Source organism: Streptomyces sp. TP-A0874 (genome assembly GCF_001748085.1).
Classification (GTDB): Bacteria; Actinomycetota; Actinomycetes; order Streptomycetales; family Streptomycetaceae; genus Streptomyces.
The window spans coordinates 256305-281987 of sequence record NZ_BBZK01000008.1 but is presented as its reverse complement, the minus strand read 5'-3'; the positions used below and the strand labels follow the sequence as shown (position 1 = coordinate 281987).

Annotated in this window: 26 protein-coding genes; 14 read left to right on the top strand and 12 right to left on the bottom strand. The window is 71.1% G+C overall.

Translation table 11 applies throughout. The features are described 5' to 3' along the window. Positions 1-73 precede the first annotated feature (73 nt). Entirely contained in the window at positions 74-970 is an 897-nt protein-coding gene (locus BGP73_RS15665; RefSeq protein WP_069815233.1) for an RNA polymerase sigma-70 factor, read from the top strand. A gap of 151 nt (positions 971-1121) precedes the next feature. Here BGP73_RS15665 and nucS read toward each other — a convergent pair whose 3' ends face one another. Further along, the gene (gene nucS / locus BGP73_RS15660) at positions 1122-1784 is read right to left on the bottom strand and encodes an endonuclease NucS (RefSeq protein ID WP_069815231.1); all 663 of its coding nucleotides are present in this window, start codon (positions 1782-1784) and stop codon (positions 1122-1124) included. Between the two features lie 214 nt (positions 1785-1998). Between nucS and BGP73_RS15655 the strand changes: the two genes are divergently transcribed. Beyond that, positions 1999-2391: an SCO5389 family protein gene (locus BGP73_RS15655; protein ID WP_069815229.1), complete on the top strand. Its 393-nt coding sequence runs from the start codon at positions 1999-2001 to the stop codon at positions 2389-2391. A 121-nt stretch (positions 2392-2512) separates the two neighbouring features. On the opposite strand, the gene BGP73_RS15650 is transcribed toward BGP73_RS15655, so the two are convergent. Beyond that, positions 2513-3541, bottom strand: coding sequence for an LLM class flavin-dependent oxidoreductase (locus tag BGP73_RS15650; RefSeq protein WP_069815422.1), 1029 nt, complete (start codon positions 3539-3541; stop codon positions 2513-2515). A 216-nt stretch (positions 3542-3757) separates the two neighbouring features. Between BGP73_RS15650 and BGP73_RS15645 the strand changes: the two genes are divergently transcribed. Continuing rightward, positions 3758-4081, top strand: a complete 324-nt coding sequence (locus BGP73_RS15645) for an ATP/GTP-binding protein (RefSeq protein WP_069815227.1) — start codon at positions 3758-3760, stop codon at positions 4079-4081. A gap of 52 nt (positions 4082-4133) precedes the next feature. Here BGP73_RS15645 and BGP73_RS15640 read toward each other — a convergent pair whose 3' ends face one another. From BGP73_RS15640 to mce, 5 genes are all read right to left on the bottom strand, one after another. Continuing rightward, positions 4134-4898, bottom strand: a complete 765-nt coding sequence (locus tag BGP73_RS15640) for an ABC transporter permease (protein WP_069815225.1) — start codon at positions 4896-4898, stop codon at positions 4134-4136. Next, positions 4895-5944 (bottom strand): ABC transporter ATP-binding protein, encoded by a 1050-nt coding sequence (locus BGP73_RS15635; protein ID WP_069815223.1) that lies wholly within the window; start codon positions 5942-5944, stop codon positions 4895-4897. The genes BGP73_RS15640 and BGP73_RS15635 overlap by 4 nt, the downstream gene beginning before the upstream one ends. Before the next feature lie 123 nt (positions 5945-6067). After that, entirely contained in the window at positions 6068-7006 is a 939-nt protein-coding gene (locus BGP73_RS15630; protein WP_069815221.1) for a cellulose-binding protein, read from the bottom strand. Between the two features lie 113 nt (positions 7007-7119). Further along, positions 7120-10710 carry a polarized growth protein Scy gene (gene scy, locus BGP73_RS15625; RefSeq protein WP_069815219.1) on the bottom strand — a complete coding sequence of 1197 codons (3591 nt, stop codon included), beginning with the start codon at positions 10708-10710 and terminating at the stop codon, positions 7120-7122. A 359-nt stretch (positions 10711-11069) separates the two neighbouring features. After that, positions 11070-11507, bottom strand: coding sequence for a methylmalonyl-CoA epimerase (mce, locus tag BGP73_RS15620; RefSeq protein ID WP_069815217.1), 438 nt, complete (start codon positions 11505-11507; stop codon positions 11070-11072). 129 nt (positions 11508-11636) lie between these two features. Here mce and BGP73_RS15615 point away from each other — a divergent pair, with 129 nt between their 5' ends. Continuing rightward, the gene (locus BGP73_RS15615) at positions 11637-12839 is read left to right on the top strand and encodes an acetyl-CoA C-acetyltransferase (RefSeq protein ID WP_069815215.1); all 1203 of its coding nucleotides are present in this window, start codon (positions 11637-11639) and stop codon (positions 12837-12839) included. Between the two features lie 120 nt (positions 12840-12959). Further along, complete coding sequence (gene meaB / locus BGP73_RS15610; RefSeq protein ID WP_069815213.1) at positions 12960-13919, top strand: methylmalonyl Co-A mutase-associated GTPase MeaB; 960 nt, start codon at positions 12960-12962, stop codon at positions 13917-13919. Between the two features lie 180 nt (positions 13920-14099). On the opposite strand, the gene BGP73_RS15605 is transcribed toward meaB, so the two are convergent. Continuing rightward, the gene (locus BGP73_RS15605) at positions 14100-14552 is read right to left on the bottom strand and encodes a PepSY domain-containing protein (RefSeq protein ID WP_069815211.1); all 453 of its coding nucleotides are present in this window, start codon (positions 14550-14552) and stop codon (positions 14100-14102) included. Between the two features lie 116 nt (positions 14553-14668). Here BGP73_RS15605 and BGP73_RS15600 point away from each other — a divergent pair, with 116 nt between their 5' ends. Together BGP73_RS15600 and BGP73_RS15595 are read left to right on the top strand one after the other, a co-directional pair. Next, positions 14669-15331, top strand: a complete 663-nt coding sequence (locus tag BGP73_RS15600) for a response regulator transcription factor (protein WP_069815209.1) — start codon at positions 14669-14671, stop codon at positions 15329-15331. Then, the gene (locus tag BGP73_RS15595; RefSeq protein WP_069815207.1) at positions 15324-16772 is read left to right on the top strand and encodes a sensor histidine kinase; all 1449 of its coding nucleotides are present in this window, start codon (positions 15324-15326) and stop codon (positions 16770-16772) included. Before BGP73_RS15600 ends, BGP73_RS15595 begins: the two co-directional genes overlap by 8 nt. Positions 16773-16839: 67 nt before the next feature. Here the strand turns inward: BGP73_RS15595 and BGP73_RS15590 are convergent, their stop codons facing one another. The 4 genes from BGP73_RS15590 to BGP73_RS15575 all read right to left on the bottom strand — a co-directional run bounded on the left by BGP73_RS15590 (position 16840) and on the right by BGP73_RS15575 (position 19425). Continuing rightward, the gene (locus tag BGP73_RS15590; protein ID WP_069815204.1) at positions 16840-17313 is read right to left on the bottom strand and encodes a MarR family winged helix-turn-helix transcriptional regulator; all 474 of its coding nucleotides are present in this window, start codon (positions 17311-17313) and stop codon (positions 16840-16842) included. A 155-nt stretch (positions 17314-17468) separates the two neighbouring features. Then, complete coding sequence (locus BGP73_RS15585; protein ID WP_069815202.1) at positions 17469-18167, bottom strand: AIM24 family protein; 699 nt, start codon at positions 18165-18167, stop codon at positions 17469-17471. Then, positions 18164-18814, bottom strand: a complete 651-nt coding sequence (locus BGP73_RS15580; RefSeq protein ID WP_069815200.1) for an AIM24 family protein — start codon at positions 18812-18814, stop codon at positions 18164-18166. Before BGP73_RS15580 ends, BGP73_RS15585 begins: the two co-directional genes overlap by 4 nt. Continuing rightward, positions 18814-19425, bottom strand: a complete 612-nt coding sequence (locus tag BGP73_RS15575; RefSeq protein ID WP_244501222.1) for an AIM24 family protein — start codon at positions 19423-19425, stop codon at positions 18814-18816. Before BGP73_RS15575 ends, BGP73_RS15580 begins: the two co-directional genes overlap by 1 nt. Positions 19426-19641: 216 nt before the next feature. On the opposite strand from BGP73_RS15575, the gene BGP73_RS15570 reads away from it, so the two are divergent. The 7 genes from BGP73_RS15570 to BGP73_RS15540 all read left to right on the top strand — a co-directional run bounded on the left by BGP73_RS15570 (position 19642) and on the right by BGP73_RS15540 (position 25648). Then, positions 19642-20010 (top strand): DUF3817 domain-containing protein, encoded by a 369-nt coding sequence (locus BGP73_RS15570; RefSeq protein ID WP_069815198.1) that lies wholly within the window; start codon positions 19642-19644, stop codon positions 20008-20010. Continuing rightward, complete coding sequence (locus BGP73_RS15565) at positions 20007-20312, top strand: MTH1187 family thiamine-binding protein (protein ID WP_069815196.1); 306 nt, start codon at positions 20007-20009, stop codon at positions 20310-20312. The genes BGP73_RS15570 and BGP73_RS15565 overlap by 4 nt, the downstream gene beginning before the upstream one ends. A gap of 160 nt (positions 20313-20472) precedes the next feature. Continuing rightward, positions 20473-21021 (top strand): MarR family winged helix-turn-helix transcriptional regulator, encoded by a 549-nt coding sequence (locus BGP73_RS15560; RefSeq protein ID WP_069815194.1) that lies wholly within the window; start codon positions 20473-20475, stop codon positions 21019-21021. Between the two features lie 94 nt (positions 21022-21115). Beyond that, complete coding sequence (locus BGP73_RS15555; protein ID WP_069815192.1) at positions 21116-21448, top strand: DUF3817 domain-containing protein; 333 nt, start codon at positions 21116-21118, stop codon at positions 21446-21448. Positions 21449-21530: 82 nt separating this feature from the next. Beyond that, positions 21531-23231: an acyl-CoA mutase large subunit family protein gene (locus BGP73_RS15550; protein WP_069815190.1), complete on the top strand. Its 1701-nt coding sequence runs from the start codon at positions 21531-21533 to the stop codon at positions 23229-23231. A gap of 282 nt (positions 23232-23513) precedes the next feature. Then, entirely contained in the window at positions 23514-24467 is a 954-nt protein-coding gene (locus tag BGP73_RS15545; protein ID WP_069815188.1) for a tetratricopeptide repeat protein, read from the top strand. A 563-nt stretch (positions 24468-25030) separates the two neighbouring features. Next, positions 25031-25648: a DUF6230 family protein gene (locus BGP73_RS15540; RefSeq protein WP_069815186.1), complete on the top strand. Its 618-nt coding sequence runs from the start codon at positions 25031-25033 to the stop codon at positions 25646-25648. The last annotated feature ends 35 nt before the right edge of the window (positions 25649-25683 follow it).

The following is a 25683-nucleotide window of genomic DNA, read 5'->3' as shown; positions in this document are numbered from 1 at the left end:
CGGTGCGGACCGCGCGGCACTTGCCGCGGACGCGGCCGCGGGAACTCGCCGTGCCCCAGAAGAAGGATGAGAGATGAGCGGCCACATCGCTGATCCGGTGACCGACGCCTTCCTCGCCCACCGCAACCTGCTCTTCACCGTCGCCTACGAGATGCTCGGATCGGCGGCCGACGCCGAGGACGTTCTCCAGGAGACCTGGCTGCGGTGGAACAAGGTGGACCTGGAGCGGGTACGCGACCAGCGCGCCTACCTGGTCCGGATCACCACCCGCCAGTCGCTCAACCGGCTGCGCACCCTGGCTCGCCGCCGGGAGGCATACGTCGGCCCCTGGCTGCCCGAGCCGCTGCTCACCGCACCGGACGTGGCCGAGGACGTCGAGCTCGCCGAGAGCGTGTCGATGGCGTTGATGCTCGTTCTCGAGACGCTGTCGCCGACCGAACGCGCCGTCTTCGTGCTGCGTGAGGTCTTCGACATCGGCTACGAAGAGATCGCGGCCGCCGTCGACAAGAGCCCCGCGGCCGTCCGTCAGATCGCCAGCCGCGCTCGCCGCCACGTCGACGCCCGCCGCCCCCGCCGGTCGGTCTCCCGGAACGAGGGCCGGACGGTTCTGCAGTCGTTCCGGCGCGCGATCGAAACCGGGGACCCGCAGGCTCTCCTCGAAGTGCTCGCCCCGGAGGTCGTCCTGATGAGCGACGGCGGCGGTATCAAGCACGCCGCACTGCGGCCGATCACCGGCGCCGAGCAGGTGGCCCGCATGTTCGCCGGCGGCATCGGCAAGCTCAAAGGCGCGCTCGCCACCGAACCGACCGTGGTCAACGGTGACCTGGCGCTCCTCGTCCGTCTGGACGGCGAGCTCGACGGCGTCATGGCGATCCGCGTCGAGGGTGCTCGCATCACCGGCCTCTACTACGTCCGCAACCCGGAGAAACTCTCCCACGTCGCGTCGGCCACCCCGCTGACTCTGCGCTGAGAGGCCGGCGTGCAGGCGATCCACGCCGGCCGGAAGCCCGCTTCACCGGTTCGGGCAAGGAAGGCGCGACACCTTTCCGGGCGCGTTGGTACTTCCGCGCGGCCGGGAGGGGACGGCGCGGGCTGACTGTCGCCCCGTGGCCCCAGGAGAGTCAGAAGAGACGGAGCTTGTCGTCCTCGATGCCGCGCAGCGCGTCGTAGTCGAGGACCACGCAGCCGATTCCCCGGTCGGTGGCCAGCACCCGGGCCTGCGGTTTGATCTCCTGGGCGGCGAAGACGCCCTTGACCGGTGCCAGATGCGGGTCCCGGTTGAGGAGTTCCAGGTAGCGGGTGAGCTGCTCCACCCCGTCGATCTCGCCTCGCCGTTTGATCTCCACGGCCACTGTGCCGCCGTCGGCGTCCCGGCAGAGGATGTCCACCGGGCCGATGGCGGTGGGGTATTCACGCCGAATCAGGGAGTAACCATCGCCGATGGTTTCAATCCGGTCGGCGAGGAGCTCCTGCAGGTGGGCCTCGACCCCGTCCTTGATGAGGCCCGGGTCCACACCGAGTTCATGGGAGGAGTCATGCAGCACTTCCTCCATGGTGATGATCAGCTTCTCGCCGGCCTTGTTCTCCACCGTCCATACCCGGTCATCGCCCTCTTTGAGGGTGCACGGCGGAGACATCCAGTTCAGGGGTTTGTAGGCACGGTCGTCCGCGTGGACGGAGACACTGCCATCGGCCTTGACCAGGATGAGCCGTGGCGCGGATGGGAGGTGGGCGGTGAGCCGGCCCGCGTAGTCCACGGAGCACCGGGCGATGACGAGACGCATGGTCGGTCACGCTACTCGACAGCCCGGTCTCCGCGCGATTCGCCCTGGATGAGCCCGTTCGGAAATGGCTGGTTGTGTGTCCGTTCTCCTGGTGCGCGTGCTCTGACCGGCATAACGTGGAAGCAGGAAGTCGCGGTTTCTGTACTCAGTGTCACCATCCTCAGGAATCCCTGCCCGCAAGACCCCGTAGACCGGGGTCGCGAGAGGAGAACCCATGTCGCTCGACGTCTCACCGGCCCTGCTCGAGAAGGCCGAGCGAGGCGAGGTCGACGAAGCGGAATTCGTCGACTGCGTCCGGAACTCCCTGCCCTACGCATGGGAGATGATCAGCTCTCTGGTGGCCCGGCTCAAAGTGGACGGCGGGGAGTTCGCCGACAACCAGGTGCCGCCGCCCGACGAGCAGGCGCGCGGCCAACTGCTCCGTGCGATGGCCAGTGACGCGATACGCGGTGCACTCCAGCGGCACTTCGGGGTACGCCTGGCCTTCCAGAACTGCCATCGGGTGGCGGTCTTCCCGCTCGACCCCGAGGCTGACGACCGTCTGGCACGGTTCACCTCGGTGCGGGGGCAACTGCTGAACCAGTCGCCGTTGTTGCGGGACTGCTGAACCGTTCCCGCTGCCGCTCCGTGCCTCGCCTCGGTGCGATACGGGGTGACAGCAGGACCAGTCGCTCCGGCCCCTGACTACCAGCCAGGGACCGGAGCGGCTGGTCCGCCGGGGATGCCCTTCAGGAGAGCAGTGGCAGTACCTCTGCGCCCAGTCGCCGGACGTTCTCCTCGGTGGCGACCAGATCGCCCGAGCCCTCCACCAGCAGCGCGAACCGGCCCACGCCGGTGCGTTCGGCGGTGGCGGCGAGCCGGTCGGCGCAGAGCCGAGGCGGCCCTACGGGGTGCAGTCCGCAGAGCAGTTCGGTGTAGGCGTGTGGGTCGCGCATCCGCCGCTGACGTCCGTCCACCGTGGTGTGGGCGCCCAGACCCTGCCGGAACCAACCCGGCATCGCCTTGGTCAGCGTCTCGACGGCCTCCGCCCTGGTGTCGGCGAGCTGCGCCACGCCGGCCGACACGTGTGCCGCGCCCTCGATCTCCTCGGCCGGCAGACCGGCCTCCCGGGCGCAGCGCCGCCAGAAGGCGACCATGTCGGCCTTCTCCTGGTCCCCGCAGTGCATGCCCAGCAGCATCGGCAGGCCGCGTTCCGCCGCCAGCCGGACGCTCCGGCGGGAGGTGCAGGCCATGACCACCGGAGGCGCCGCCGGACCGTCCAGCAGCTCGTCCGGCCGGGGCACCACCGGCACCTCGCGGAAGGCGAACCGCTCTCCGCTGGCACCCACTCGGGGCTCGTGCAACCAGCGGAGCAGCAGGTCGAGGGAGTCGGGGAAGCCCTCCTCGTACGCCGCCAGACCCGCGTTGAAGACCTCCAGGTCGACCCAGGGGCCGCCACGGCCCACGCCGAGGGTGAACCGCCCCCGGGAGGTCAGGTGCAGGAGAGCGGCCTGCTCGCCGAGAGCGACCGGATGCGTGGTCGGCAGGACGCTCACCGCGGTGCCGACCCCGATCCGCCTGGTGGCGCCCAGTAGTTGGGCGGCGAGGGTGATGGCCGAGGGGCACACACCGTAGGGCACGAAGTGGTGTTCGGCGAGCCAGACGGAGTCGAGCCCCGTCTCTTCGGACAACTCCGCGGTCCGCAGGGCGCGGTGCAGAGCCTCGCTCTGCCCCTGTCCCGGAAACTGCGCGGCCAGTACGAACGCCCCTACCCGCACGGTCATCGTGATCTCTGCCTCCTCGACGTCCCCCCGGCATCCCCACTGGCGTTAACGCCTGACACGTGCCGGAGGCACGGTCCGGCGGGTAGGTTTCCAGATGATCATTGAACCGGCCGCGGGGGAGCGCCGGGCGGCGTCGGTACGCGGTTCTCCGCCGGCTCTGCGCGTACGCTGGTACGGCAAGCCGTCCACCTACCCGGCGAGGTGTGCCCCGTGTCCCCGCGCAGAAACCGCCCCCGAGGCACCGCGCCCCTGCGGGCGGCGCGGGATGAGCCCGGGGGCCGCTACGGCCTGGAGCACACGGAGGAGTGGCGGGGAGAGGAGTGGGTGGTGCGGCAGATCGCCGGCACCGCCGCCGCGAAGCACTACCGGTGTCCCGGCTGCGACCAGGAGATCCCGCCCGGGGTGCCGCACGTCGTGGCCTGGGAGCGGTACGGCCCGGTGGACGACCGGAGGCACTGGCACCGGGCCTGCTGGAGAGCGCGGGACCGCCGCACCGCCCGGGTGCGGAGGTCCCGCAGCGCACCGCGCTACTGACCCGGAACCGGAGGGGGACCGCCTCCGGGCTGGATGGCGGCGCCCGGTGGGCTCAGGCGTCCCGGCGCCTGATGACCAGGTAGCCGGCGACCATCGCCGCCACGACCCACAGGGCCATGATGCCCAGGCCGCCCCAGGGCCCGTACGGCGCCGATCCGGTGGGCACCACCTGCAGGATCTTGGTGCCGGCCTGGTCGGGGAGGTACTGCCCGACCTTCTTGGTGGCGGGGACGTTGCCGAGGATCCCGGAGACCAGGAAGAAGAAGGGCATCAGGATGCCCAGGGAGAGTGTCGAACTGCGCAGGATCGCGGCGACGCCCATGGCGAACATCGCGATCAGGGCCATGTAGAGCCCGCCGCCGACGACGGCGCGCAGTACGCCCCGGTCACCGATGGAAGCGCCGTGCTCTCCCAGCAGTTCCTGGCCGACGAAGAAGGTGACGAAGCTCGTCGCGAGGCCGACGAGCAGGGCGAGGGCCGTGGCGACCGCGATCTTGCTGAAGAGGAAGACGCCGCGCCTGGGTACCGCGGCGAGCGAGGTGCGGATCATGCCGGTGCTGTATTCGGTGGAGACCACGAGCACACCGAAGACGATCATCGCCAGCTGGCCGATCCCCATTCCGGAGAAGCTGGTGAAGGTCGGGTCGAAGGCGATCCTGGAGTTCCCCGACAGCTGGTCGAACTGGCTGTTGGTGATGGCGCTGATCAACGCGCCGAGCAGGATGGTCAGCAGGGCGGCGAGAGCCAGGGTCCACACCGTCGACCGCACAGACCTGATCTTGGTCCACTCCGACTGCAGGACGCGTGCCACGGTCATCGGTCAGACCCCCTTCCGCCCTTGCCGTCCCGTCGACTCCGATCCCGCCAGTCGGCCCCCCAGGTGCCGGTGGCGGTCGGTGGTCGCTGCGCCGGGGCGGCTCCCGCAGCGGGGCCGCCGACGGCGGCCCGCTCGGCGGGTGCGCTACGGGCGTGGTACTCCACCGACTGGGCCGTCAGCTGCATGAACGCCTCCTCCAGGGAAGCCTTCTGCGGGCTGAGTTCGTGGAGCACCAGCCGATGCTCGGCGGCCAGCTCGCCGAGGCGTGCCGGCTCCTCGTCGTCCACCTCGAGCGCCCCGTCGCCGGTGGCGGTGGCGGTGATGCCCTCGGAGCTCAGCACGTCCCGCAGACGCTCCTGCTCCGGTGAGCGCAGCCGCACGTAGCTGCGGGAGTTCTCGGCGATGAAGTCGGACATCGAGGTGTCGGCGAGCAGCCGGCCCTGGCCGATGACCACCAGGTGGTCGGCGGTGAGCGCCATCTCGCTCATCAGGTGGCTGGAGACGAAGACGGTGCGCCCCTCGCCGGCCAGGTGCCGCATCAGGTTGCGGACCCAGTGGATGCCTTCCGGATCCAGGCCGTTGACCGGTTCGTCGAACATCAGGATCCGCGGGTCACCCAGCAGCGCGCCGGCGATGCCCAGTCGCTGCCCCATGCCGAGGGAGAAGCCGCCGGTGCGTTGCCGGGCGACCGGGGTGAGACCCACGGTCTCCAGTACCTCCTGCACCCGGCGACGTGGGATGCCGTTGCTCTGGGCCAGGCAGAGCAGATGGTGGTAGGCCTTCCGGCCGCCGTGCATCGCCTTTGCGTCCAGGAGGCCGCCGATGTGGGTGAGCGGATCGCGCAACTCGGCGTAGCGCAGGCCGTCGATCCGGACATCGCCGCTGGTGGGGTTGTCCAGACCGAGCATCATGCGCATGGTGGTGGACTTCCCCGCGCCGTTGGGGCCGAGGAAGCCGGTGACCATGCCCGGGCGGACCGAGAAGGTGAGATCGTCCACCGCCAGTTTGGCGCCGTAGCGCTTGGTCAGCCCAACAAGCTCGATCATGCCGTCACGTTAACAGCAGCGACGCCCTTCGCCGTCCCTCAACGGGCGGGCGAAGGGCGTCGAAACCCCGGACCGCTGGGCGGACTCCCCCGTTCCGCTAACGGCGGTCCTCCGCGTCGGCGGTCAGCGGCTCTGCTGCGCCGGAACGCCGGCGCCCGACTGGTCGTCCTCCGGCATACCGGCGGCGGCGACGGCGGCACCGGTCAGGGTGGCCAGCATCTCGCGGACGTTGGTCAGCTGGGCGTTGATGCTGTCGCGACGGTTGGTGAGAGCGGCCAGTTCGCGCTCGGACTCGCTGCGGATCCGGTCGGCCTTGGCGTTGGCGTCCGCCGTGATGTCCTCGGCCTGGCGCTGCGCGGTCTCCACCGTCTGACGGGCCCGGCGCTCGGCGTCCGTCCGCAGCTTCTCGGCCTCCAGGCGGAGCTGCTCGGCGCGGTGCTCGATCTCGGCGAGGCGCTTCTCGGCCTTCGCCTGACGGGCCGCCAGGTCACGCTCGGACTGCTCGCGGCGCTTGGCGAGGTTGGTCTCGAAGTCGGCTGCGGCCTGCGCGGCCTTGGCGCGGGTCTCCTCGAAGAGGGAGTCCGCCTCCTCGCGCTTGGACTGCGCGTCCTTCTGGGCCTCGGCGCGCAGGCCGGCGGCCTCGCCCTTGGCCTTCTCGATGATCCGGGCGCCGTCGTCCTCGGCCTTCTGCTTCCGCTCCGCGGCGTACGTCTCCGCCTCGTTGCGCACCTGCTGGGCGGAGGACTCGGCGAGTTCGCGGTGCTGCTCGGCGGCGCGACGGGCCTCCTCGCGGAGGTCCTTGGCCTCTTCCTCGGCGAGCCGGAGGATCTTCTCGACCCGGGCGCCGAGACCGGCGTAGGAGGGCTCGGAGTCGGCGATCTGGGCCTGGGCGTTCTGGGTCTCGAGGTGCAGCTCCTCGATGCGCTTTTCCAGCGTGGTGATCCGCGACAGCGCACTGTCGCGGTCGGCGATGAGCTTAGTGAGGCGATCATCCACCTGTTGGCGGTCGTATCCACCACGCCGCACGAGCTCGATACCGAAGGGGGAGGAAGTGTCACTCATGGGGTTCCTGTCGAAAGAGACCGGTGAGGTGATAAGGGAATCTTAGGGCTGTGTACGGGATACCAGCGAGTCAATGACCGTTTGATCCGGAGAATGAACCTCCTTTCGAGTGGCTAGTTCTTGGACTGCTTGCCACTCGATCGAGTGGACCCTGCTGCGGCGGAGGGCTTTGCGCCGTTCTCCCCGCTGTTGTCCGGAACCGCCGGAGTCTCGAACGACTCCAGGGCTTCCAACACGTTCTGAACTCGGGAGATCTCGGCGTTGATGTCCTTCTGGCGGTGTACCAGAACATCGAGCTCGTGTTTGCCCTCGTCCACAATGCGCTTGGCCTCGGCCTCCGCCTCGGTGCGCAACCGCTCGGCGTCGCGTAGGATTTCGGCCTTCTTCTGCTCGGCCTCGCTCACCAGGGCCTCGGCCTTGCGGGCCGCTGTCAGGCGCACCTGGCCGGCCTCGCCGGTGGCCTCGGCCACGAGCCGCTCGGCCTTCTTCTCGGCCGAGATCGCCCGCTCCTCGGCGTTCTTGACGATGCCTTCCGCCCGCTCGTTGGCCGTCCTGATCGCTTCCTCGGACTCCCGGCGGGCCCGCTGGTGCAACTCCTCGACCTCGGCCTCGGTCCGCACCCGCAGCTCCTCGGCCCGCTCCCGGGTCGCGGTGGCATCCCGCCGGGCCTCGCCGAGCATGGTGTCGGAGTCGGTGCGGGCCCGCTCCACCAGGCTCTTGCCCTCGGCGGTAGCGGTCTTGACGATCCGTTCGGCCTCGGCGCGGGCCGCGCCGACCATGGCGTCGGCCTGCTTCTCGGCCGCCGCCGCCGCGCGGACGGCCTCCTCCTGCGCACCGGTGATGAGCTGGTCGGCCTGTTCCGCAGCGTCGTTGCGCTGCTTCGCCGCCGCGGTACGGGCCTCGTCCACGGTGCGGTCGGCCTCGTCCCGGGCCTCCCTGCGCACCCGCTCCGCCTCGGCCCGGATCCGTTCCGCCTGCTCCTTCGCCGCGGCCACCCGCTCCTGGGCCTCGGTCCGCAGCCGGTCGGCCTCCTTCGAAGCCTCGGCCACCAACCGGTCGGCCTGCTCCGCGGCGGTCGCCCGACGCTTGTTGGCCTCCTCGCGAGAGTCCGCGCGGAGCCGGTCCGCCTCGCCGATCGCCTCCGCCATGGTGCGGTCGGCCAACGCCTTGGCGGTCTCCGTCTCCTCCTTGGCCTCGCTCCGCAGACGGGCCACGTCCTCGGCGGCGCGCTCACGCTCCGCGTGGGCGTCGGTCCGGATCCGGTCGGCTTCCTCCTGGGCCTCCCGCCGCAGCCGCTCGGCCGCGTGCTCGGCCGCCGACCGCAGCCCGGCGATCTCCTCCTCGGCCTGCTCGTGCAGCCCGCTGACCGAGTCCCGCACCTGCTGCGCGGTCTCCTCCGCCGCGGCAACCAGTTCGGCCGAGCGCCGCTCGGCCTCCTCCACCAGCCGCCGGGCCTCGGTCTGCGCCTCCTCGACCCGCTTGCGGGCGGAGGCCAGCAGCTCCTCGCTCTGCTCCCTGGCCTGCTCGCGTTCCCGGTTCGCCTCCTCGCGGGCGTCCGCCAGCAGCGTCTCCGCCTCCCGGCGGCGCCGGGAGGCCTCCTCCTGCGCGGCGGCGAGCGCCTCGGCCGCCTCGGTGCCGGTCCGCTCGGCAGCGGCGTCCGCCTCCGCCCGGATCCGGTCCGCGCTCTCCTGGGCCTGCCTACGCAGTTCCTCGGCCTCGGTGGCGGCTTCGGTGCGCAGCCGGACGGCCACCGCCTCGCCCTCGGCGCGGGCGTCCGAGGCGTCGTTGATCGCCGCGGCCCGCAGCCCCTCGGCCTCTTCCTCGGCCTGCTGCCGGAGCGCCCGGAGCCGCTCGGCGGCTTCGGTGCGCAGCCGCTCGGTCTCCTCGGCCGCTTCCTTCCGCAGCCGTTCGGCCTCGGTGCGGGCCTCGCCCAGCGCCTCCTCGGCCGCGGCGAGCCGCTCCTCGGCCTCGGTCCGCAGCCGGGTCAACTCCTCGGCGGCCTCGGCCCGTCGGTCGCGAGCCGCCTGTTCGGCCTCCTCGCGTAGCTGCGCCGCCTCCTCGACAGCGGTGTCCGCGGTCTGCTGCGCCTGCTCCAGAGCCTCGGTGCGCAGCTGCTCGGCCTCGCCGCGCGCCCGTTCCAGCGTCTCCTCGGCCTGCCGGCGCAACGTCGTGGCCCGGTCGATCGCCTCGGTGCGGACCCGCTCGCTCTCGGCGGAGGCGGCGTTGCGGATCTCCTCGGCGTCGGACTTCGACTTGGCGAGCAGTTCCTCGGCCTTGCTGGCGGCTTCCTCGATCTGCTGGACCGCCTCGCGGCGGGCCTCACCGCGGATCCGCTCGCCCTCGGCCACCGCCTCGGAGCGCAGCGTCTCCGCCTCGCCGCGCAGCCGCCGGGCCTCCTCCTGGAGTTCGACCGTCTTGGCCCGGTACTCCTTGGTGTCGTCCTTGGCGGCGCCCCTGAGCTGCTCGGCCGCCTCGGCCGCCTCCTGACTGAGCCGGCTCGCCTCGGCCTCCGCCTCGCGGCGGATCCGGTCGGCCTCCTCCCCGGCGGCCTTGGTGGTAGCCGCGGCGTCCTCGGAGGCCTTGGTCAGTACCGACTCCGCCTCGCGGGCCGCCTTCGCCAGCTGGGCCGCCGAGTCCTCGGCCGCCTGCGAGCGCGCCGCCTCCTGGGTCTCGGTGCGCAGCCGCTCGGCCTCGGTACGCGCGTCCTCGCGGATCTGCTCGGCCTCGGCCTTGAGCTGCTCGGCCTCCTTGGTGGCTTCGCCGACCAGCCGGGCGATCTCTGCCTTCGCCGTCCGGGAGCGCTGCTCGTTCGCCGACTCAGCGGCGCTGATTCGCTTGGCCGCTGCGGCCTCGGCCTCCTCCCGCAGCCGCTCAGCCTCGGCCCGGGCGTCCCGCAGCATCTGCTCGGCTTCGGCCGTCTGCTGCTCGGCGGCCCGGGTCAGCTCGGCGGCCTGCCGCCGGGCCTGCTCCGACTCACTGCTGGCCGAGGCGCGCAGCCGCTCGGCGTGGTCGCTGGCTTCCTGTGCCTGGTCGGAGGCCGCGTTGAGCAACCGCTCCGCGTCCGTGCGGGCCCGGCGCAGGAGCGCCTCCGCCTCGGAGCGGGCGGCCGCGGCTTCGGCGCCCAGCCGCTCCCGGGTCTGTTCGACCAGCCGCTGCGCCTCGGCCCTGGCGGTGGACAGCGCGTGCTCCGCCTCGGCGCGGGACTCCTCAAGCAGCCGGCGGGACTGCGCCTCGCTGCGGGCGCGCAACTGCTCGGCCCAGGCGACGTTCTCGTTGACGTGCGACTCGACCGTCTGCCGGCGCTCGGCCAACTCCTCGTCCAGGCGGCGGCGCCGCTCCACCGCCTCGGCGTGCAGCTCCGCCTCCATCCGGGCCTGCCGCTCGGCCTGCTCCTGGAGGATGCGCTGGGTCTGGGCCCGCGCCTCGCGCATCTCGCGCTCGGCGTCGGTGCGGAGCTGGTCGGCCTGGATCTGGGCATTGCGGAGCATCTGTTCGGCCTGGTAGCCGATGTCCGCGTTGTCGTAGGCGGGACGGTTGGCGAGGTTGCGGCGCGCCTCGTGCAGCTTGGCGCGCAACACCTCGACCTGGTAGCCGAGGTCGTCGGCGTGCTGGACGGCCTTCTCACGCTCGGTCTTCAGCCGCTCCATCTCGGCTTCGAACTTCGAGAGGTGGTCGTCAGCCTCGTAGCGGTCGTAGCCCCGCACTGCGCGGTCCCATCCGTCCCCTGGTCGCGTCGACGCCGGCGCCGCCTAGTCCGTTCCGGGCGCCGGCCCGGTCTCTGATCGGCACCGCCCTCCCGAAGGAGGACAGACCTCTTACCGGAGGATGCTTCTCAGCGCGAGAAGGATGCCTCCCATGAAGCGGTGCCTTCCGGAGAATGGTGTCAGATCATCGGCAGGCATGGGGCACCACGAGAACCGCCCTGGACCCCACACCCCGGCCGAACGGCCACTCTACCGGCCGGGCGAGGCTTCGTCAGTGGTCGTCCGGTCTGTTGTACCGGTCCCCTCCCGAGACCGCCGCCGGGGGTGCCGATCGGGCCGGTGCACCCGTCCCCGCCTGCTCACTCGCCGGGCGGCGGGCCGGCGGCGGTGACGAGTTCGGTCAGGACACCGTGGCAGTCCTTGGGGTGGAGGAAGGTGATCCGCGAGCCCATGGAGCCGGTCCGCGGCTCGTCGTAGAGGACGCGCACCCCCCGCTCCCCGATCCGGGCGGCCTCGGAGTCGACGTCCGCGGTGCCGAAGGCGATGTGGTGCACCCCCTCGCCGTTCTTCGCCAGCCACTTGGCGACGGGCGAGTCCTCCCGGATCGGCTCCAGCAGCTGGAGGTAGGAGGCGCCCCCGTCCGAGGTCTCGTTGATCTTCAGCATGGCCTCCCGGACCCCCTGTTCTTCGTTCACCTCGGTGTGGAACACCGTGAAGCCGTAGGTGGCACGGTAGAACTCGACCGTCCTGTCCAGGTCGAAGCAGGCGATCCCGATGTGGTCGATACGCGTCAGCATGGCCCCAGTGCACCGCTCGCCGGGTGGTTACGCAACGTGCGCGCCATCACACTCGCCAGCCGGTGACCCCGGGCGGAGGCCTTACTACATTGACGATAACCGTCGTTAACTTCCCGAAGGGGCCGCAGCATGACCGGTTCGAACGGCAACACCTCCGTCATCGTCGCCGGAGCCCGCACGCCCATGGGGCGCCTGCTCGGCTCCCTACGCGGCTTCTCCGGCGCGGATCTGGGCGCCGTGGCCATCAGGGCGGCGCTGGAGCGGGCCGGTGTCAGCGGTGAGCAGGTGCAGTACGTGATCATGGGGCAGGTGCTGCAGGCCGGCGCGGGACAGCTCCCGGCCCGTCAGGCCGCGGTCAAGGCCGGCATCCCGATGGACGTCCCGGCGCTGACGGTCAACAAGGTCTGCCTCTCCGGCCTGGACGCCATCGCCCTCGCCGACCAGCTCATCCGCGCCGGCGAGTTCGACGTGGTCGTCGCCGGTGGGCAGGAGTCGATGACCAACGCCCCGCACCTGCTGCCGAAGTCCCGCGCCGGCTTCAAGTACGGGGCGGTGCAGATGCTCGACGCGATGGCCCACGACGGGCTCACCGACGCCTTCGACGGCGTCGCCATGGGCGAGTCGACCGAGCAGCACAACACCCGGCTCGGCATCGGCCGGGCCGAGCAGGACGAGATCGCGGCCCGGTCGCACCAGCGGGCCGCGGCGGCGCAGAAGAACGGCGTCTTCGAGGCCGAGATCGCCCCGGTGGAAATCCCCCAGCGCAAGGGCGAGCCCGTCCTCTTCAGCGAGGACGAGGGCATCCGTCCGGAGACCACCGCGGAGTCGCTCGGCAGGCTGCGGCCGGCGTTCGCGGCGGACGGGACGATCACGGCCGGCTCCGCCTCGCAGATCTCCGACGGGGCCGCCGCGGTGGTGGTGATGAGCAAGGCCCGGGCCGAGGAGCTCGGCCTGGAGTGGATCGCGGAGATCGGCGCGCACGGCAACGTGGCCGGCCCGGACAACTCCCTGCAGTCCCAGCCGTCCAACGCGATCCGGCACGCCCTGGGCAAGGCGGGGCTGGCCGTCTCGGACCTCGACCTGATCGAGATCAACGAGGCCTTCGCCGCCGTCGCCTTCCAGTCAATGAAGGATCTTGGCGTCTCCGCTGAAAAGGTGAACGTCAACGGCGGCGCGATCGCGCTGGGCCACCCCATCGGCATGTCGGGCGCCCGGCTGGTGCTCCACCTCGCCCTGGAACTGCGGCGGCGGGGCGGCGGCCTGGGCGCGGCCGCCCTGTGCGGTGGCGGGGGGCAGGGTGACGCGCTGCTGCTGAAGGTGGCCGGGAGCTGATCGGCGCGCGGCAGGCCGTGCCGGCGCCAGCGCGGTGACCGGCCGGCCGGCGCGGGCGTGCGGTAGCGGCCGTGGGGCCGCCGGGCCGGGACGAGTGGGAAGACGAGGAGCGCAGCACATATGGCGGTAGACGTGCCCCAACTGGTGGCGCAGGCCCGGAGAGGCCGTCCCCGGGCGGTGGCCCGGCTCATCTCCCTGGTGGAGGGGGCCTCGCCGCAGTTGCGCGAGGTGATGGCCGAGCTGGCGCCACTGACCGGCGGGGCCTATGTGGTCGGCCTGACCGGCTCACCGGGGGTAGGGAAGTCGACGTCGACATCCGCGCTGGTCTCCGAGTACCGGAAGGCCGGCAGACGGGTCGGGGTGCTGGCGGTGGACCCGTCCTCGCCCTTCTCGGGGGGCGCCCTGCTCGGGGACCGGGTGCGGATGGGCGAGCACGCCTCCGACCCCGGTGTCTACATCCGCTCCATGGCCACCCGTGGCCATCTCGGCGGCCTCGCCTGGGCGGCCCCGCAGGCGATCCGGGTGCTGGACGCGGCCGGTTGCGAGGTGGTGATCGTCGAGACGGTCGGGGTGGGGCAGTCGGAGGTCGAGATCGCCTCCCAGGCCGACACCAGCGTGGTGCTGCTGGCGCCCGGTATGGGGGACGGCATCCAGGCGGCCAAGGCCGGGATCCTGGAGATCGGCGATGTCTTCGTGGTGAACAAGGCGGACCGGGACGGCGCCGGTGCGACGGTTCGGGAGCTGAGCCACATGCTCGGGCTCGGGGAGGCCCGGAAGCCCGGTGACTGGCGGCCCCCGGTGGTGAGGACGGTGGCGGCTCGCGGCGAGGGCGTGGCGGAGGTCGTCGAGGCGTTGGAGAAGCACCGGGCGTGGATGGAGGAGCACGGGGTCCTCGCCAGTCGCCGGCGGGCCCGGGCGGCGCGGGAGGTGGAGACTATCGCGGTCACCGCCCTCCGGGAGCGGATCGGGGACCTGGGCGGCGCTCGGCAGTTGGACGCGCTGGCTGAGCGGATCACCGCCGGCGCGCTGGACCCCTACGCGGCGGCCGACGAGTTGGTGGCCGGGCTGACCGGAACCTGACCGCGGCCAGCACCGCCCCGGGCCGATGGGCCGGCCTCCTCGCGGTGCTCGGCCTGGCCGCCCCGCTGCCGCCCGGGCGGCCGGAAGTCCTGGTCGTCAGGTGCCAGGACCTCCGGCCGCCTTGCGGTCGCCCGCATTCGGACGCCGCTCCCCAGTGGGCAGACGTCGCCCGGTGCGGCACTAGTCGTCGTCGTGGTCGTCGTCGTGGTCGTGGTGCTCGTGTTCCGGGGAGACCTTCGCGCTCTGCGCGTCCACGATCAGGTCGCGCTCCCGGCCGTCCTCGTCCCGGACCTCGACCTCCCAGAACGTCTTCCCCCGCTCGCGCTCCAGCTCCACGGAGGTGACCGCGCCCGGCGTGAACTTCAGGGCGGCCTCGATGGCCCCGACGGCGTCGATCTTGGACCCCCTCGGGGCGCGCCCCGAGGCGCTCGCGGCGGAGTCCTCCTGGTTCTGGGTGGCCGCCGCCGGCTGGGAGTCCGAGGGCGTGGCGCCCTCGACGGACCGGCTCTCGGCAGCCGCCGCACCGCTCCGTCCGCCGGTGTCACCGCCACCGGAGAACGCGGTGGCGGTGGCGGCTCCGCCGCCGAACAGCGCCACGGCCGTGACGCCCGCGATGACGATCTTGCCCTTCATGGCCCCTCCTCGAATACGGGATTGCTCGGTACATGGAAGAGACTGGCCCGGCGATGCTGAAGGGAGCCTGAAGCCGTCTGAAGTCCTCTTCAGGTTCGGTGCGCGATGCTGGAAGCATGCGCCTGCTGATCGTTGAGGACGAGAAACGCCTCGCCGCCTCCCTCGCCGGTGGACTCAGGGCCGAGGGGTTCGCGGTGGACGTGGTCCACGACGGCCTCGAGGGGCTGCACCGGGCGTCGGAGGGCTGCTACGACCTCGTGGTGCTCGACATCATGCTCCCCGGGCTCAACGGCTACCGGGTGTGCGCGCGGCTCCGTGCGGCGGGCAACGACGTCCCGATCCTGATGCTCACCGCCAAAGACGGCGAGTACGACCAGGCCGAGGGGCTCGACACCGGAGCCGACGACTACCTCACCAAGCCGTTCTCCTACGTGGTGCTGCTCGCCAGGATCCGGGCGCTGCTGCGGCGGCGCGCGCGCCAGGCCTCCCCGGTGCTCGAGGTCGGGGCGCTCCGGATCGACACCGCTGCTCGGCGGGTGCACCGGGAGGGGGAGGAGGTCCCGCTCACCGCCAAGGAGTTCGAGGTCCTGGAGCAGCTGGCGACCAGGCCCGGAGAGGTGGTCTCCAAGACGGAGATCATCGAGCACGTATGGGACTTCGCCTACGACGGCGACCCGAACATCGTCGAGGTGTACATCAGCGCGCTCCGCAGGAAGCTCGGCCCGAGCACGATCGGCACCGTACGCGGAGCCGGGTACCGGCTGGTGGCCGATGTTTAGGACGGTGCGCTCCCGCGCGGCGCTGGGCGCCGTGACCGTGGTGGCGCTCGTCCTGGTGGCCGCGGGCTACGCGGTGCTGGGGGTGCTGCGCTCGCACCTGGTGGACCAGGCGGAGCTCAGGGCCCGCGGAGCCGCCCGGGACGTGGCCACGCAACTGGCCACCGGCACCCGCTTCGGCGACATCGACTACCCGGACGGTCCGATCCGGGTGGCGGGGGAGGACGGCCGGGCCCGGGCGGAGAGCGAGGACCTGGAGGGCATCTCGGGCGTCGGAGCGGAGCGGCACCCCGGCGACCGCGAGGATCGGCGCGGCCAAGACCGCGATGACGACGACGACCGCGACGACGACGATGACGACGATGACGACGACCGCGATGACGACGACCTGCGCAGCGGCGAGGTCTCGGCGGACGACGACATCCGGTCGGGCAGCGCGACGGTGGACGGCGACACCAGGGAGTACCGCTTCGCGGTGGTGCGGGCGGTCACCGACCGGGGGGTGCCGGTGACGGTCTACGCCGGCGCTCCGCTCGCCGAGGAGGAGGCGGCGGTCGACACAGTCCGGGACGCCATGCTGATCGGGCTGCCGCCGGTGCTGTTGGTGGTCGCCGGGGTGACCTGGCTGGTCACCCGGCGGGCCCTGCGGCCGGTGGAGGGGATCCGCCGGGAGATGGCGGCCATCACCGCCTCCGAGGACCTCTCGCGGCGGGTGCCGGTACCGGCGGCGAGGGACGAGGTGGGCAGGCTGGCCCGCACCACGAACGAGACGCTCGCCGCGCTCGAGGCGTCGTATGAGCGGCAGCGGCGGTTCGTGGCCGACGCCTCGCACGAACTCCGCAGTCCGATCGCCAGCCTGCGGACGCAACTCGAGGTCGGCGAGGCCCACCCGGAGCTGCTGGACGTCAGTGGCGCCGTGGCGGACAGCGTGCGGTTGCAGGAGCTCGCGGCGGATCTGCTGCTGCTGGCCAGACTGGACGCCGGAGAGCCGCCCGCCCAGGCACGGGTGGAGCTCGCCGGCCTCCTCCGGGAGGAGCTCACCCAGCGCCAGGACCGGTTCCCGGCCACGGTGGAGTTGGGCGCCGGGTGCGAGGTCACCGGTTCCCGGACACAGCTGGCGCGCGTCCTCGGCAACCTGCTCGACAACGCCCAGCGCCACGCGGCGGCAGGCGTCGCGGTGTCGTTGCGGCGTGAGGGGGCGTGGGCGGTGCTGGAGGTGTCCGACGACGGCCCCGGGGTGCCGGAGGGGGAGCGGGAGCGGATCTTCGAGCGGTTCGTGCGGCTCGACGACGCCCGGAGCCGTGACGAGGGCGGGGCCGGACTCGGGCTGGCCATCGCCCGCGATGTGGCGGTGCGGCACGGCGGGCAGCTGACCGTGGGTGGCGCCCCGGGCGGCGGGGCGGTCTTCCGGCTGCGGTTGCCGGTGCGGGAGGCGACCGGCTGACGAGCTCCGGTCGGGGCGCCGCACCGATCCCGGCAGGACCGGGACCCGGCGACGGCGTCCCCGCCCGCTAGCCGGCGCGCTCCGCGCGGAGGTGTTCGCCGACCGGCTCCAGTGACTTCTGGAGGGCCTCCAGTTGGTCCGGAGGCAGTATGTCGATGAAGTGCTTGCGCACCGACGCGACGTGGTGCGGCGCCACCCGCGTCATCGTCGAAGCGCCCTCGTCGGTGAGCACGGCGTACAGGCCGCGGCGGTCGGACTCGCAGTGCTCGCGCCGGACGAGCCCGGCGTTCTCCATCCGGGTGATCTGGTGGGAGAGCCGGCTCTTGGACTGGAGCGTCGCGGCGGCGAGATCGCTCATCCGCATCCGCTGGCCCTCGGACTCGGAGAGTTGGACCAGGATCTCGTAGTCGTTCATGGTCAGGCCGAACGGCTGGAGGTCCTTCTCGAGCTGGTGTGTCAGGAGCTTGCTGACTTCCAGGTGGGTGCGCCAGGCGCGCTGTTCGTCGTCGCTGAGCCAGCGAGTGGCCGTCTCGGTCTCCATGGAATGAGTCTACCTAAAAAGTTGAAATTCGGACCAATGGTTAACGGGTGCCGTCGGTCGCCCCGCGCCGGCGCCGGTACGCCGGCGAGCGGCGTCACCCGCCGTAGACTATCGTTCACGGTTCGGAACGGGGGTGGGACGGCCGATCCGCGCTCTCAGCCCCACTCGGGAACACCCTGCGCCGGCACCCCCTCCTGCCCCGGAACGGCGCCCACGTTCTGCTCCGCCATCAGCTGCTCCGAGGACTGGACCAGCACCTGTCCGGCGCCCACGAACTCGAACTGGTGCTCCTCGCCCGAGGCCCCGCCGATTCCGGTGAGGGACCGGATCCCACCCAGCACCCCCTGGAGGTAGTGGTGGTCGTAGTGGTGGCACGGGGAGGGGCAGTCCGCCCAGCCGACCAACGCCTGCGGATCGACCCGGACCGGGGGTTCGACGAAGACCACCGGGCCGTTGGAGACGGCGACGAACTTGCCGGTGCCGATCAGGGTGAGGAACCCCGGGATGATGGACTGCTTCAGCGAGAGGCCCGGCTGGAAGGCGAGCAGGCTGCCCGAGCGGATGGTCAGGTTGCCCTCCTCCAGGTCGAAGGAGTTCACGTCGAAGGCGCGGTCCGCCAGCAGCATCTTGCCCCTGCCCTGGGCGACCACCCAGTCCGAGGCGTGCAGCGGCGAGTGGAAGTTGGCGGCGATCAGACCGTCGAAGGGCCCGTAGCCGATGCCGTGGAAGTCGATCTGCCCGTAGTAGGCGATCATCTTGCCCTTCTGGAGGAACCACTCGCCCTCCAGCTCCACACAGAAGGTGTACGCGTCGACGTTGTCGTTGGCCGGCAGTGTGTAGGGGTCGTGGATCACAGCTTCTCCTCCGAAGCCTGCACGTAGACGGCGCCCTGACCGGACAGCTCCAGCTGGAAGGCCTCACCGGATCCGCGGCCGACCATCTCGCGCCAGCCGATGGACGCGGTGAGCCGGTTGCGGATCTCGCCGTGGTGGGCCACGTAGGCCTGCGGGTCGACACGGACCGGACGGTCCGGGGTTACCGGCAGCGTGATCGCGCCGCCGTGCGCCATGACGGCCACCGCTCCCCAACCGCGGAGCGTGGTGGTGAACAGGCCCTGGCCGGTCACCTGGCCGCGGACCAGGCCCATCACACCACCCTGCGAACCCATGAACATCGTGCCCTGCTCCAGCGTGCCGTCGAAGGCGAGCAGCCGGTCGGCCTCGACGTAGAGCGTGTCGCCGGAGAGCTCGATCACCTCGATGTGGTGGCCGCCGTGGCCGAACATCACCGTGCCGCTGCCCTCGACGGTCATCAGCGGGGTGGCCTCGTTCGCCACCCGGCGTCCGATCATGGAGGTCAGACCGCCCTGGCCGCCCTGGATGTTCGGAGTGAAGCGGACATCGCCGCGGTAGGCGAGCATCGCGCCCCGCTGGCTGAACATCCGCTCGCCGGGGGCGATCCGGGCTTCGACCACCTTGGAGTTGAGTCGGTGGAAGGCCATCAGAGCTGACCCCCCAGGGTGGCCCGCTCGCTGGGCTGGACGTAGACCAGCCCCTCGCCCTCGAAGCGGATCTGGAAGGACTCCCCGGAGCCCTCGCCGACGAACGTCCGGAAGTTCACGCCGGTCTGGAAGCTCTGGTGGAGGTTGCCGGAGTGCGCGATGTAGGCGCCGGGGTCCACCTGGAGCGGGTACTGGGAGGAGACCCGCAGCACCACCGCGGGGCCGTGCGACATGATCGCCGCCTGCCCGGTGCCCTCCACGGTGGTGGTGAACAGACCGCTGCCCTGGGCGGCTCCGCGCAGGCCGGTGAAGCTGGTGCCGGTACGCAACGCGGAGTCGGTGCAGAGCAGGTTCGAAGCCTCCACGTAGAGCTTGTCGGCGTTGAGCGACACCAGGTTGACCTCGGTGGCCTCGTCGGCGAAGAAGCAGGTCCCGTGGCCCTTCACCTCCATGACCTCCATCTGCTCACCGGTGAGCCGACGGGTCACCATGCCGCGCAGTCCGTCCCCGCCCCCCGTCATCTTCTTGAAGGTGAGGTCCCCCTGGTAAGCCACCATCGAACCGTTCTTGGCCTTGACGGCGTCGCCCGCGAGGTCGACCGCGAGCACCATCTTGTCTTGTAGTCGGAACTGAGGCACGGGGTTGACGGTATCGGCTCGAACCGGCCCGCTCATAGTGGCGGCCGGGCGGACGGCGGCCGCCCGGGAGCGGCGCCCGCGGGGCCGATGCCCGGGATGCGGAGGAATGCCTGGCAGTATGGAGGGCGTCTGGCAAGGACGTCCCGGAGCGCCCACGGCTGGCGCGCCGCTGTTCAGGAAGAGGTTCGCGTGGATACCAAGACCGTCTCCGCTCTCCGCCGGCTGCGCGGGGTCTGCGTACCCGAGACACTCTCCTTCCTCCTGCTCCTCCTCTGTTCGGTGCTCAAGCGCACCACGGACTTCGACGCCGTGATGGTGATGGGCTCGATCCACGGGGTGCTCTTCGTGCTCTTCGTCGTCTTCTGGCTGGACGCGCTGAACCGGGCGAAGTGGTCCTACCGGACGGCGGCGTCCTACTTCCTGCTGGCCGTGGTGCCGGCCGGTGGCTTCCTCGCCGAACGCTGGCTGCGCCGGGAGATCGAGAGCCGGGAGGCGGCAGGGGCGGAAGCCGGGGCCGCCGAGGTCCGCGAGGCCGCGGAAGGGGTCGTCGGATCATGATCGTCGCGTTCTCCGTCACCCCGCTGGGGGTCGGCGAGGAAGTCGGTGAACACGTGGCCGAGGCGGTGCGGGTGGTCCGCGAGTCAGGGCTGCCGAACCACACGGACGCGATGTTCACCAGTGTCGAGGGGGAGTGGGACGAGGTGATGGAGGTCGTCCGCCGTGCCGTCGAGGCCGTGGAGCGGCGCGCACCCCGCGTCTCCCTGGTCCTCAAGGCGGATGTCCGGCCGGGGGTCGCCGACGGCCTGCGCGCCAAGGTCGACTCCGTCGAACGACACCTCTCCGGTCCCTCCGCTTCCTGAACCGGGCCGGCCCCGGTCGCCGGTCCGGGGCGGACGCGGCACCTCGTCCGCGCGGTTGGTCGGCTGTGGCCCGCGCCGCACGGGTGGGGGCAGCGTTCGGAAGCCATCCGAAGACTGAGACGGGGCTGACCGACATATGACCGACCGGTAAGGTCGAACCGTGCCGAAGCCGCTCAGCCTCCCCTTCGATCCGATCGCCCGAGCCGACGAGCTGTGGAAGCAGCGATGGGGCTCCGTGCCGGCGATGGCGGCGATCACCTCGATCATGCGGGCCCAGCAGATCCTGCTCGGTCAGGTCGACGCGGTCGTCAAACCGTACGGTCTCACCTTCGCCCGCTACGAGGCGTTGGTGCTGCTCACCTTCAGCAAGGAGGGCGAGCTGCCGATGTCGAAGATCGGTGAACGGTTGATGGTCCACCCGACCTCGGTCACCAACACTGTCGACCGGTTGGTCCGCTCGGGACTGGTGGAGAAGCGCCCCAACCCCAACGACGGCCGCGGGGTCCTCGCGGCCATCACCGACCGGGGGCGCGGAGTGGTGGAGTCCGCGACCCGGGACCTGATGGCCATGGACTTCGGGCTGAGCGTCTACGACGCCGAGGAGTGCGGGGAGATCTTCGCCATGCTGCGCCCGCTGCGGGTCGCCGCGCAGGACTTCGAGGAGACCGGGGATCCCGGTGGGCACCGGGAATCCGGCGCCTGGGGATAGGCCCCCGGTGGTGCCGTCGGTCCCGGGGGCGGGTGCCGGGTGGCCTCGGGGGGCACCGGTGGATGGCCCGATACGACCGGATACGCTCGATGTCATGAAGAAGAGTGTGGTCACCCGGTACCGGGTGATGGCCTATGTCACCGCTGTGATGCTGCTCCTGCTCTGCGCCTGCATGGTCTTCAAGTACGGCTTCGGCAAGGGTGAGGACCTCACCTTCGCGGTCTCCCAGGCGCACGGCCTGCTCTACATCATCTACCTGGTTTTCGCCTTCGACCTGGGCTCCAAGGCCAAGTGGGGCTTCGGCAAGCTGCTGTGGGTGCTGCTCTCCGGCACGCTGCCGACGGCTGCCTTCTTCGTCGAACGGAAGATCGTCCGCGAGCTGGAGCCGCTGTTCGCCGACGACGCGGCGGAGCCGGCGCGGGCGTAGTCTCCCCGCCGGGCGGAGCGCCGGGTGGTCCGGACGGCCACTGCCATCGACAATTACTAGGACGTCCAAGTAAATTTGTCCCATGGACTCCGAAGCCATCGCAGAGGGCCGCCGCCGCTGGCAGGCCAGGTACGACGCCGCCCGCAAGCGGGACGCTGATTTCTCCACCCTCTCCGGAGACCCGGTCGAACCGGTCTACGGGCCCCCGGAAGGGGCCTCCGTGCCCGGTTTCGAGCGGATCGGCTGGCCCGGGGAGTTCCCCTTCACCCGGGGGCTCTACCCGACCGGCTACCGCGGCCGGACCTGGACCATCCGCCAGTTCGCCGGCTTCGGCAACGCCGAGCAGACCAACGAGCGGTACAAGATGATCCTGGAGGCGGGCGGCGGTGGGCTCTCCGTCGCCTTCGACATGCCGACCCTGATGGGCCGGGACTCCGACGAACCGCAGTCCCTCGGTGAGGTGGGCCACTGCGGGGTGGCCATCGACTCCGCGGCCGACATGGAGGTGCTCTTCCGGGACATCCCGCTCGGCGATGTCACCACCTCCATGACGATCAGTGGTCCCGCCGTCCCCGTCTTCTGCATGTACCTGGTGGCCGCCGAGCGCCAGGGCGTCGACCCGGGGGTGCTCAACGGCACCCTCCAGACCGACATCTTCAAGGAGTACATCGCCCAGAAGGAGTGGCTCTTCCAGCCCGAGCCGCATCTGCGTCTCATCGGCGACCTGATGGAGCACTGCGCTCGCGGCATCCCGGCGTACAAGCCGCTGTCGGTCTCCGGTTACCACATCCGGGAAGCGGGTGCCACGGCCGCGCAGGAGCTGGCCTACACGCTGGCGGACGGTTTCGGCTACGTGGAACTCGGGCTGAGCCGGGGGCTCGACGTCGACACCTTCGCTCCGGGGCTGTCCTTCTTCTTCGACGCCCATCTGGACTTCTTCGAGGAGATCGCCAAGTTCCGGGCGGCCCGCCGGATCTGGGCCCGCTGGATGCGGGACACCTACGGGGCGCGGAGCGAGAAGGCGCAGTGGCTGCGGTTCCACACCCAGACCGCGGGTGTCTCGCTCACCGCCCAGCAGCCGTACAACAACGTCGTGCGGACCGCGGTCGAGGCGCTCTCCGCCGTGCTGGGCGGCACCAACTCCCTGCACACCAACGCGCTGGACGAGACCCTCGCCCTCCCCTCCGAACAGGCCGCCGAGATCGCGCTCCGCACCCAGCAGGTGCTGATGGAGGAGACCGGGGTGGCCAACGTCGCCGACCCGCTCGGCGGCTCCTGGTACGTCGAGGCGCTCACCGACCGGATCGAGGCCGACGCCGAGAAGATCTTCGCCGGTATCCAGGAGCGCGGGCGCCGGGCGGTGCCCAGCGGGGAGCACCCCATCGGACCGATGACCTCGGGCATCCTCCGCGGTATCGAGGACGGCTGGTTCACCGGGGAGATCGCCGAGTCCGCCTTCCGCTACCAGCAGGCGCTGGAGAAGAAGGACAAGCGGGTGGTCGGGGTCAACTGCCACCAAGGCTCGGTCACCGGGGACCTGGAGATCCTGCGGGTCAGCCACGAGGTCGAGCGGGAGCAGGTGCGGGTGCTCGCCGACCGCCGGGCGGCCCGTGACGAAGCGCGGGTGCGCAGGACGCTGGACGACATGCTCCGGGTCGCGCGCGACGGCGGCAACATGATCGAGCCGATGCTGGAGGCGGTGCGGGCCGAGGCCACGCTCGGCGAGATCTGCGGCGCCCTCCGCGAGGAGTGGGGGGTCTACACCGAGCCGCCGGGCTTCTAGCGTCGCCTGATACGGCACTAGTACCGCGTAAGGGGGACCTTCGCCGGCGGGTGAACACCGCCTTGGTGCGGCACTGAGCGCCGTCCCGGCGGACAGACCCGCTGCGGTGCGAGCGTCGCAGCGGGTCTGCCTGCCGGACCTCGCCCGTCGGCCGGTTCCGCGGGTGCCGGGGTTGCTCCCGGACTCGGACCGGTCGGCGGCCCGGGGCGCCGTCATGGGACGGGGCGGCCACCCGGGCAAGGCTTTTTTCCATCCCCGGCCGGAACGAGGGAGGATGTACCCATGCAGCCACGGAACATGTCCATGAGCGGGGTCGTCGACCTCGCGGCGGTGAAGGCCGCCGGGGAAGCGAAGCAGAAGGCGGAGCAGGCTCGCGCCGACCGGGCCGGCGGCGCGGCACCCTCGCCCGCGAGCCTGGTGATCAACGTGGATGAGGCCGGGTTCGAGGAGGAGGTGCTCCGACGCTCCAGCGAGGTCCCGGTGGTCATCGACTTCTGGGCCGAGTGGTGCGAGCCGTGTAAGCAGCTCGGACCGGTGCTGGAGCGGCTGGCGACGGAGTACGCCGGACGCTTCGTGCTGGCCAAGGTCGACGTCGACGCCAACCAGTTGCTGTCGCAGCAGTTCGGGATCCAGGGGATTCCGGCGGTGTTCGCGGTGGTCGCCGGACAGGCGCTGCCGCTGTTCCAGGGGGCCTCACCGGAGCCGCAGATCCGTGAGGTGCTGGACCAGCTGATCCAGGTCTCCGAGCAGCGGTTCGGGATCGTGGGCGCGCCCGTCGGGCCGGAGGACACGGCCGAGCCGGCCCCCGAGCCGGTCGGGCCGCAGGACCCGGCGCTGGCCGCGGCGCAGCAGGCGTTGGACGCCGGTGACCTGGGAGGGGCGGTACAGGCCTACCGGAACGTCCTCTCCGACGAGCCGGGCAACACCGAGGCCAAGATCGGCCTGGCCCAGGCCGAACTGCTCCAGCGGGTGCAGAAGATGGACGCGCAGCGGGTGCGGAAGGCCGCGGCCGAGACCCCGGGCGATGTCACGGCCCAGATCGCCGCCGCCGACCTGGACCTGGTGGGCGGTCATGTGGAGGACGCCTTCGGCCGACTCGTCGAGACGGTGCGGCGCTCGGCGGGGGAGGACCGGAACCTGGCCCGGCTGCGGCTGTTGGAGCTCTTCGAGGTGGTCGGCGTCGACGACCCGCGGGTGGCCGCGGCTCGGAGCGCCCTGGCGCGGGTGTTGTTCTGACCCTCCTCAACTTCTGGCTCGATTTCGTTCCGGCGGCCGCCTTTGCCAAAACTTGGCAATCGCGGCCGCTGTTACTTGGAGTAAGGGATCTTCGATCCCTCGTCCGCTTATTTGGGTTTTCCTCCGCTTCTTCCGGCCGTCGCTCCGGCGACCGTAAGTGTCCGGCTAGGATGCCTCGACCGCGGTTCGGCTACCCGTCCGTTACTCGCAAGTAACGCTCCCCTTGTGTCGAGCGCTTACATGCACCACGATCGGCCAGGCTCGGTCCTTCCCGCTGTCCGGCCGCCAGTCGGTGCAGCGGTGTCTTTGGGTCCAACCGGGCGGGACCGGCGTCAGACCGTCGGTTGTGGGCAGGGGGGTCTCTGTTCTTCGGGACAGGGCCTGTCCAGTAGGTTGCGCGAGAGCGTGGCCAGTGGTTGTCGCTCGGGGGTGATCGCCGGTGTTTCGGACGAAGTTCGTCTCCGAGTACGGCGCTCTCCTTCCCGAGGACGTAGCACTTCTCCCATCCCAGGTCCGAGCTCTCCGCCCGGACCGGAGATGTACGTCCGAGAAGGAGGAAAGTCATGGAGTCCATGGCTCGTGGCGGAACCAGATGGAAGCGGTTCGCCGTCGTCATGGTGCCAAGTGTCGCGGCTACCGCCGCGATCGGTGTTGCGGTGGGACAGGGCGCTGTCGCGGCCTCGTTCACCATGTCCGGCCAGCAGTTCAAGGTGACGGCCAAGCAGCTCGACGGCACCGGGTTCATGCAGTACGGCGCGGTCGACGCGCAACACGGGGGTCAGAAGGTCCCGGTCGCGGTCTCGGCGTTCAAACGCGCTGAGATCACCAACATGTGCCAGTCGGTCGTGATGCCGGTTCCCATCTTCGGCGATGTCACGATGAGGCTGTCGGCGGGTACCGGAAGCACCCCGATCGAGGCCAAGAACATCTACATCGACCTCGACCAGCTGAAGGCGGACGCGACCTTCCGCGACATCAACATCGGTGTGGCGGCTGGCGATTCCAACAAGGGGCCCGGCGTCAAGAAGGGGGACAACACCGACCCGGGCTCGTTCGCCCAGGAGGCGGCGTCGGCGACGCTGAGCGACGTGAAGCAGACCGCCTGGGCCACCAGCGCGGGCACCTTCAAGCTCCCGAACCTTTCGCTGAAGGTGGAGAAGGGCAAGAACGAGTGCTACTGACGCACTGACCCGAGAGGGGTGGGGGAGGGGACCTT